This is a genomic window from Achromobacter sp. (genome assembly GCF_036567245.1).
Lineage (GTDB): Bacteria > Pseudomonadota > Gammaproteobacteria > Burkholderiales > Burkholderiaceae_B > Achromobacter.
On record NZ_DATCUY010000006.1, the window covers coordinates 1 to 6,877 of the forward strand.

The 6,877-nt window shown below is 67.0% G+C and carries 6 protein-coding genes and 1 pseudogene; all 7 read right to left on the bottom strand.

Annotation, left to right across the window (positions count from 1 at the left end; genetic code table 11):
• Positions 1–82: 82 nt before the first annotated feature.
• Complete coding sequence (locus tag VIR09_RS00240; protein ID WP_332010546.1) at positions 83–955, bottom strand: MurR/RpiR family transcriptional regulator; 873 nt, start codon at positions 953–955, stop codon at positions 83–85.
• A 36-nt stretch (positions 956–991) separates the two neighbouring features.
• A complete protein-coding gene (locus VIR09_RS00245; RefSeq protein WP_332010549.1) occupies positions 992–1,993 on the bottom strand; it encodes an ABC transporter ATP-binding protein in 1,002 nt (333 codons plus the stop codon).
• Positions 1,990–2,997 (bottom strand): ABC transporter ATP-binding protein, encoded by a 1,008-nt coding sequence (locus VIR09_RS00250; RefSeq protein WP_332010552.1) that lies wholly within the window; start codon positions 2,995–2,997, stop codon positions 1,990–1,992. The genes VIR09_RS00245 and VIR09_RS00250 overlap by 4 nt, the downstream gene beginning before the upstream one ends.
• A 2-nt stretch (positions 2,998–2,999) precedes the next feature.
• Positions 3,000–3,875: an ABC transporter permease gene (locus VIR09_RS00255; protein WP_207468738.1), complete on the bottom strand. Its 876-nt coding sequence runs from the start codon at positions 3,873–3,875 to the stop codon at positions 3,000–3,002.
• Between the two features lies 1 nt (position 3,876).
• A complete protein-coding gene (locus VIR09_RS00260) occupies positions 3,877–4,818 on the bottom strand; it encodes an ABC transporter permease (RefSeq protein WP_332010558.1) in 942 nt (313 codons plus the stop codon).
• A gap of 141 nt (positions 4,819–4,959) precedes the next feature.
• Entirely contained in the window at positions 4,960–6,516 is a 1,557-nt protein-coding gene (locus VIR09_RS00265; protein ID WP_332010560.1) for an ABC transporter substrate-binding protein, read from the bottom strand.
• 107 nt (positions 6,517–6,623) lie between these two features.
• A pseudogene (locus tag VIR09_RS00270) lies at positions 6,624–6,877 on the bottom strand (amino acid deaminase); the annotation flags it as partial.

Genomic DNA, 6,877 nt, shown 5'->3' on the forward strand with positions numbered 1-6,877 from the left:
CTGGCCCGGTAGCCGGCGCTGCCGGTGCCGTCCAGGACCAGCACGTTGCCTATGAGGGTGTCGTACATCTCGTGTTCCAGGTTCAATCGCCCAGCGGCAAGCGGTTCGGGCCGCCGCGGTGTTCGTCCAGCGCCAGCTTGATGCGGCGCAGGCGTTCGCGGTTTTCTTCTTGGTTCAGCATGGCCAGCTCGGTCGAGAGCAGGTCGATCGCAAGCATCATCGCGTAGCGCGAGGCCGAGGGCTTGTAGATGAAGTCGGTTTCGTCTGTGCGGATGGGCAGCACCACGTCGGCCAGCCTGGCCAGTTCGGAGGTGGCGTCCGTAATGGCGACGAGGCGCGCATGGTATTGCTTCACGATGCGCGCCGCGCCCACGATTTCCGGCGTCAGGCCGGAAGCCGAGAGCACCAGCACGGCGTCGCGCTCGTCGAGCGTGGCCGCGACCATGCGCAGCAGCACGGCGTCGCTGTACACGGCGATGGGATAGCCCAGCCGCACCAGGCGCGATTGCACTTCCTGCGCCAGCACGGCGGATGCGCCGCCCATGCCGAACACGTAGATCATGCGAGCGCCGTCGACGATGCCGGCGGCCGCTTCGAACAGCTGCTCGGTGAAGTTGGGCAGATGCGCGCGCAGCGTGCTTTCGATGTCGGCGTAGATGCGGGCGTAGAAGGTGCTTTCCTCGGCCGGAGCGCTGGGGTCGAGGAAGCGGCTGCCCACGGTGCTGGCCTGGGCCAACTTGAGCTTCAGGTCGCGCGTGTCGTCGCAGCCGACCGTGCGCGCGAAGCGTGAGATGGTGGCGATGCTGACGCCGGCCTTTGCGGCCAGTTGGTCGACGGTGGCGCTGGCGCCCCAGATGATGTCGTCCAGAATGGCGTCGGCGACTTTGCGTTCGGTCACGCTCAGCGAGTCCCGCCGACTGCGTATCTGGAAGACGATGTCGCGGATGATGTTCATGTGGGCTTCCTGGGTCTGGTCTGGACAGGGCGGCTATCAGGCGGCCAGCTCGGCATCGCCGATGCGCGAACAGGCCACATAGTGGCCCGGGCCGACGTTGGCGGCCTGCGCCTCGGTGGTCGCGCAGCTTTCGATGGCGTACGGGCAGCGGGTGCGGAACACGCAACCGGAAGGCGGATTGACCGGGCTGGGGATGTCGCCCTTGAGCAGGATACGCGAGCGCGGCGCACGCGGGTCCGGCACCGGCGCGGCGGATAGCAGCGCGCGGGTGTAGGGGTGGCGGGGGCGGGCGTAGACCTCGCTGGTGGGGCCGCGTTCCATGACGCGGCCCAGATACATCACCACGACCTCGTCGCACAGATAGTCCACCACCGCCAGGTCGTGGGCCACGAACAGCATGGTCAGCCCCAGGTCGCGCTGCAGGTCCTGCAGCAGGTTCAGCACCTGGGCCTGTACCGACACGTCCAGCGCGGACACCGGCTCGTCGGCCACGATGAAGTCGGGCTCGACTGCCAGGGCGCGGGCGATGCCGATGCGCTGGCGCTGGCCGCCGGAGAACTCGTGCGGATAGCGGCGGCTATGTTCGGCGTTCAGGCCCACGCGTTCCAGCAGCTCGCCGATGCGGGCCATGCGGCGGTTCTGCGCAAGGCGGTGGGTATCCAGCGCCTCGCCCAGGATCTCGGCCACCGTCATGCGCGGGTTGAGGCTGGCATAAGGGTCCTGGAACACGATCTGCATGCGGCGGCGCCAGGGCAGCATCTGCTTTTCGGACAGCTTGGTGATGTCCTGGCCGTCGAACAGGATGCGTCCGGCGGTGGGCGCGAACAGGCGCAGCAGCGCGCGGCCCGTGGTGGTCTTGCCCGAGCCGGATTCGCCGACCAGGCCGACGATGGTGTTGCGCGGCACGTCGAAGCTGACGCCATCCACGGCCTTGACCACGGGCGCGTTGCGCGCCTGTGAGGTGGGGAAGTGGACCTTCAAATCCTGGATCCGCACCAGCGGTTCTTCGGCGCGGATGGGAATGGGGCTACTCGTCATATCGGATTCACCTTGATGCAGCGCGCGCGGTGTTCGGTCTGCACCGGCAGGAGTTCAGGCACGGCGGCGCGGCAGTCGTCGGCGGCCAGCGGGCAGCGCGGCGCGAAGGTACAGCCGGGCGGCAGCGACAGCACGCTGGGCACATTGCCGGGAATGGCGCGCAGGCGTTCGCCGGAAGCCAGCAGGGCGGCGGTGGGAATGCAGGACAGCAAACCGCGGGTGTAGGGATGCGTGGGCTTTTCGAACAAGTCGTAGACGCCGGCGTCCTCGACCACGCGGCCCGCGTACATGACCGCCACGCGATGCGCGATCTCGGCCACCACGCCCAGGTTGTGCGTGATGAACAGGATGCTCATGTTCATCTCGGCCTGCAGCCGCCGCAGCAGGTCCAGGATCTGCGCCTGCACCGTTACGTCCAGCGCGGTGGTGGGTTCGTCGGCGATCAGCACGGCGGGGTTGCAAGCCAGGGCCAGCGCGATCATCACGCGCTGGCGCATGCCGCCCGACATCTGGTGCGGGTATTCGTTGACGCGGCGGTCGGCCGCCGGGATTTCCACGCGCTCCAGCATTTCTCGGGCGCGGCGGATGGCGGCGTCATAGGAGCCGCCCTCGTGCTGCAGCACGGCCTCGGCGATCTGGTCGCCCACCGTGTACAGCGGGTTCAGGCTGGTCATCGGTTCCTGGAAGATCATGGCGATCTCGGCGCCGCGGATCTTGCGCAGGGTGGCGGGCGTGGCCTGGGCCAGATCATGCTGCGCGCCCTGGCGGTCGCGGTACAGGATCCTGCCGGCCTCGATGCGGCCCGCCGGCTTGGGCAGCAGGCCCATGATGGACAGGCTGGTCACGGACTTGCCGGAACCGGACTCGCCGACGATGGCCAGCGTTTCGCCGCGGGCCAGGTCGAAGGTCACGCCGTCCACGGACTTGGCGATGCCGTCGCGGCTGTGGAACCAGGTCTTGAGCCCTTCCACGGAAAGCACGACGTCTCGGGTGCTTGCGGTCATGATTACAGCTCCTTGCGCAGGCGCGGATCGAGGACGTCGCGCAGGCCGTCTCCGACCAGCTGCAGCGACAGCACGGACAACACGATGGCGATGCCGGGGAAGATCATGATCCAGTCGGCCGAGCCCATGTACTGCTGGCCGGCGTTGATCATGGTGCCCCAGGTGGGGATGTCGGGCGACACGCCCACGCCCAGGAAGGACAGGCCGGCTTCGGCCAGGATCGCGTAGGCGAAGATGAACGTGCCTTGCACCAGGATGGGCGACACCAGGTTGCGCAGCACGTGCACGGTGACGATGCGCCAGGTGGGCACGCCCAGCGCGCGGGCCGCTTCGACGAAGGGCAGTTCGCGGATCACCAGGGTCGAGGCGCGCACGATGCGGGCCAGGCGCGGCGTGTAGACGATGCCCAGCGCGATCACCACGTTGACCAGCGAGGGCCCCAGCGCCGCCACCAGCGAGATCGCCAGCAGGATGTCGGGAAAGGCCATCATGGCGTCGATCAGGCGCGACACGAACTTGTCCGCCGTGCGGAAGAAGCCCGCGATCAGGCCCAATGCGATACCCAGGATGCTGGACACGATGACGACGGAGAAGCCCACCATCAGCGACAGGCGGCCGCCGTAGATGACGCGGCTGAACACGTCGCGGCCGAAGTCGTCGGTGCCGAACCAGTGCGCGGCGCCCGGCGCCTTCAGCCGGTTCATGATGGACAGCTTGAACGGATCGTAGGGGCTGAGCCAGGGCGCCAGCAGCGCCGCGGCCACCAGCACGACGATCACGATCAGGCTGATCAGCACGGTCTTGCGCGACACCAGCAGGCGCAGGACCTGCCAGCGATCGGCGCCAGCGGCGGAGTTTGCGGAAGTTGCGATAGCCATATCAGTAGCGCACCCGGGGGTCGACCAGCAGATAGAGCAGGTCGATGAGGAGATTGATCAGGACATAGATGGCCGCGATGATCAGCAGCGCGCCCTGGATGACGGGGTAGTCGCGGCGCAGCACCGCCGACACCACCAGGCTGCCTACGCCGGGCAGGCCGAACACGGTTTCGGTCACGACCGCGCCGCTGATCAGCAGGGCGGTGGTCAGGCCCAGTACCGTCAGGATCGGGATCAGCGCATTGCGCACGGCGTGCTTCAGGATCACCTTGCTTTCCGGCAGGCCCTTGGCGCGCGCGGTGCGCACATAGTCGTCGCGCAGCACGTCCAGCATGCTGGCGCGGATGAAGCGGGTGATCAGCGCCGAGTTCACCAGGCCCAGCACCACGGCGGGCAGGATCAGGTGCGACAGCCGGGTCATGAGCGAGGCGTCGGGTCCGCCGTAGCCGGCCACCGGCAGCCACCCCAGCTTGACCGAGAACACTTGCATCAGCAGCAGCCCCAGCCAGAAGCTGGGCACGCTGGAGGTGAACATCGAAAACGACAGCACCGACTGGTCCAGCGTGGTGCCGCGCTTGACCGCGGACAATATCCCCACTGGCAGGGCGATGGCGCTGGCGATCAACAGCGACATGAGCGTCAGCAGGATGGTGGGTTCGGCCCGGTCGGCCAGCGCCGACAGCACCGGCTTGTTCATGAAGATGGATTGGCCCAGGTCGCCTTGGGCCAGCTTGCCCAGCCACGACAGGTACTGCACGGCAACCGGCTGGTCCAGCCCCAGTTGGGTGCGCAGCGCGGCGATGTCCTGCTGGCTGGCCTGTGGACCCAGCATCACGGCGGCCGGGTCGCCGGGCGTGACGCGGATGATTACGAACACGATGGTCGCGACGATGAACATCACGGCCACCAGCCCGACCAGCCGGTTTAAGAGATAACGCAACACGATGAATGTCCTAAGAAAGCGTCGTATCGTGGGGAAGCTGCGGCGCGCTGCGATGGGCAGGCGCGCTCTTCGGGGCATGCGCCGTCGGGGCGGCGGCAGGCGGCTTCGTTCTCGCCTTTGCCCTGCCGCGCCACGCCGGTCTTACTTCGACTTCCAGGCGTTCCAGAAGTAGGGCCACGGCACGGCCTTGGTGCCTTGCAGCGACGGCGAGCGCGCGGCCTGGGCGTTGAAGTCGCCAACCTTGATGAAGGGCACTTCGTCGTACACGGCCTGCTGCACGTCAGCCCAGCGCTTGATGCGTTCTTCCTGGCTGCGGGCCTGGTTGAAGGCGTCCAGCGTCTGGTTGCGGCGCGGAGTATCCCACCAGCCCGGCGCGTCCTTGGACGGGAAGTCGATCAGGGTGGGTTCGGGCAGGAAGGGGCTGTGCGTAATGAAGACGTCCCACAGGGCCGGATCCTGGCGGCGTTGCGTCAGCGTGGCCCAGTCCACCACCTGCATGTCGACGGTGAAGCCGGCGGCCTTCAGGTACTCGGCGGCCACCAGGGCCATCTTGTAGTGGAACTCGTACTGTTGGCTGGTCAGGATGCGGATCTTGCGGTCCTGCACGTTGGCGCCGTCCACCAGTTTCTTGGCGCCCGCGGCGTCGCCCTTGTTGTAGACCTTGCTGCCCAGCGACGTGGCCCAGGGATAGCCCTCGGGATAGAGGTCGCCGTTGAGCTTGTAGAAGTTCTTGTCGCCGAACGCGGCGTACAGCATGTCTTCTTCGTTGAGCGCCAACTGCACGGCCTGGCGAACCGCCAGGTTCGACATGATGCCCTGCTTGGTGTTGAGCACCAGGCGCGGCCAGCCGAAGGGCTTGAGCATCACCGGATCGGAGCGGCCGTTCTTGAGCTTGGGCAGCGACTCCACCGGCAGCGAGTCGACGTAGTCGAACTGGCCTGCCACCGCGCTCTCGACGCGGGTGTTGGCATTGCTGACCGGCACGAAGCGGATCTCGTCCAGGTACTGCTTGCGCGCGCCGCCAAAGCCGTCGGGCTCGCCCTCGCGCTGCTTGTAGCCTTCGAAGCGGACCAGCTGGATGTACTGGTCGGGCACGCGCGCCTTCAGCTGGTAGGGGCCGGTGCCGACGAATTCGGTCAGGGCCGGAGCGATCTTGCCCTTGGGCATGATGACGGCGGCGCTGTTGTTCATGGCCAGCAGCGCGGTCAAGGGCGCGTAGGGCTGCTTGAGCGTGATGCGGATGGTGTTGGCGTCCGGCGCTTCCATGCCGGTGATGATCTTGGCGGCCGTCTTGCCGCGCGTGGCGGTTTCGGTCCAGCGCTTGAGCGAGGCCAGCACGTCGGACGAATCCATCTTGGAACCGTCGTGGAAAGTGATGCCCTGGCGCAGCGGGATCGTGTAGGTCAGGCCGTCAGCCGAGACGTCCGGCAGCTTGTCGGCCAGCAGCGGGGTCAGGTTCCACTTGCCGTCGAAGGTGTACAGCGTTTCAAAGAAATGCTGGGTCAGGATGCCGACCAGATCGGCCGTACTGGTCATCGGATCCAGCGTGGGCGGCTCGCCTATGGTGGCAACCGAGATCGTGCCTCCCTTGATCGGCGTGGCACAGAGGGCGGGGGTCGACAATGCGGTCAAGCCAATTGCGCCGGCCAGCAGCAGGCTATTGAGCCCACCGCCTCGCCGGGAGGTACGGAAGTTCATGATTCTCTCTCCAGAGGGTCAAAAACGGGTTTTGCTTATAGTTGGATGAGTGCGCCGGGGTCCCGCGATGCTTCCTGCCCCCGCTCCGGCGCGGCGGGCAGGGACGTTCAGAAGAAGGTTTCGGCCACGTCGGTGACGCGATACTGCTCGTCCACCAGCAGCACCTGACGCCATTTGTCGAAGGTCAGGCAGGGGTGGGAAATGTCGAAGGCGATCATGTCGCCGACCTGGATGTCGTCGCTGGCGCCGATCTGCATGAAGGCGTGCTGGTCCATCATCGCGCTCAGTTTCCAGTGCGCGGGGGCTTGGCCGGGCGCGCTGTCGCGGCCGGGGCGGAACAGCGCGGCGGGCGTGGGCAGGC

Coding starts and splice junctions, on each gene's coding strand:
- VIR09_RS00255 (WP_207468738.1), bottom strand. CDS start 3,875: ATGGCTATCGCAACTTCCGCAAACTCCGCCGCTGGCGCCGATCGCTGG.
- VIR09_RS00245 (WP_332010549.1), bottom strand. CDS start 1,993: ATGACGAGTAGCCCCATTCCCATCCGCGCCGAAGAACCGCTGGTGCGG.
- VIR09_RS00250 (WP_332010552.1), bottom strand. CDS start 2,997: ATGACCGCAAGCACCCGAGACGTCGTGCTTTCCGTGGAAGGGCTCAAG.
- VIR09_RS00265 (WP_332010560.1), bottom strand. CDS start 6,516: ATGAACTTCCGTACCTCCCGGCGAGGCGGTGGGCTCAATAGCCTGCTG.
- VIR09_RS00240 (WP_332010546.1), bottom strand. CDS start 955: ATGAACATCATCCGCGACATCGTCTTCCAGATACGCAGTCGGCGGGAC.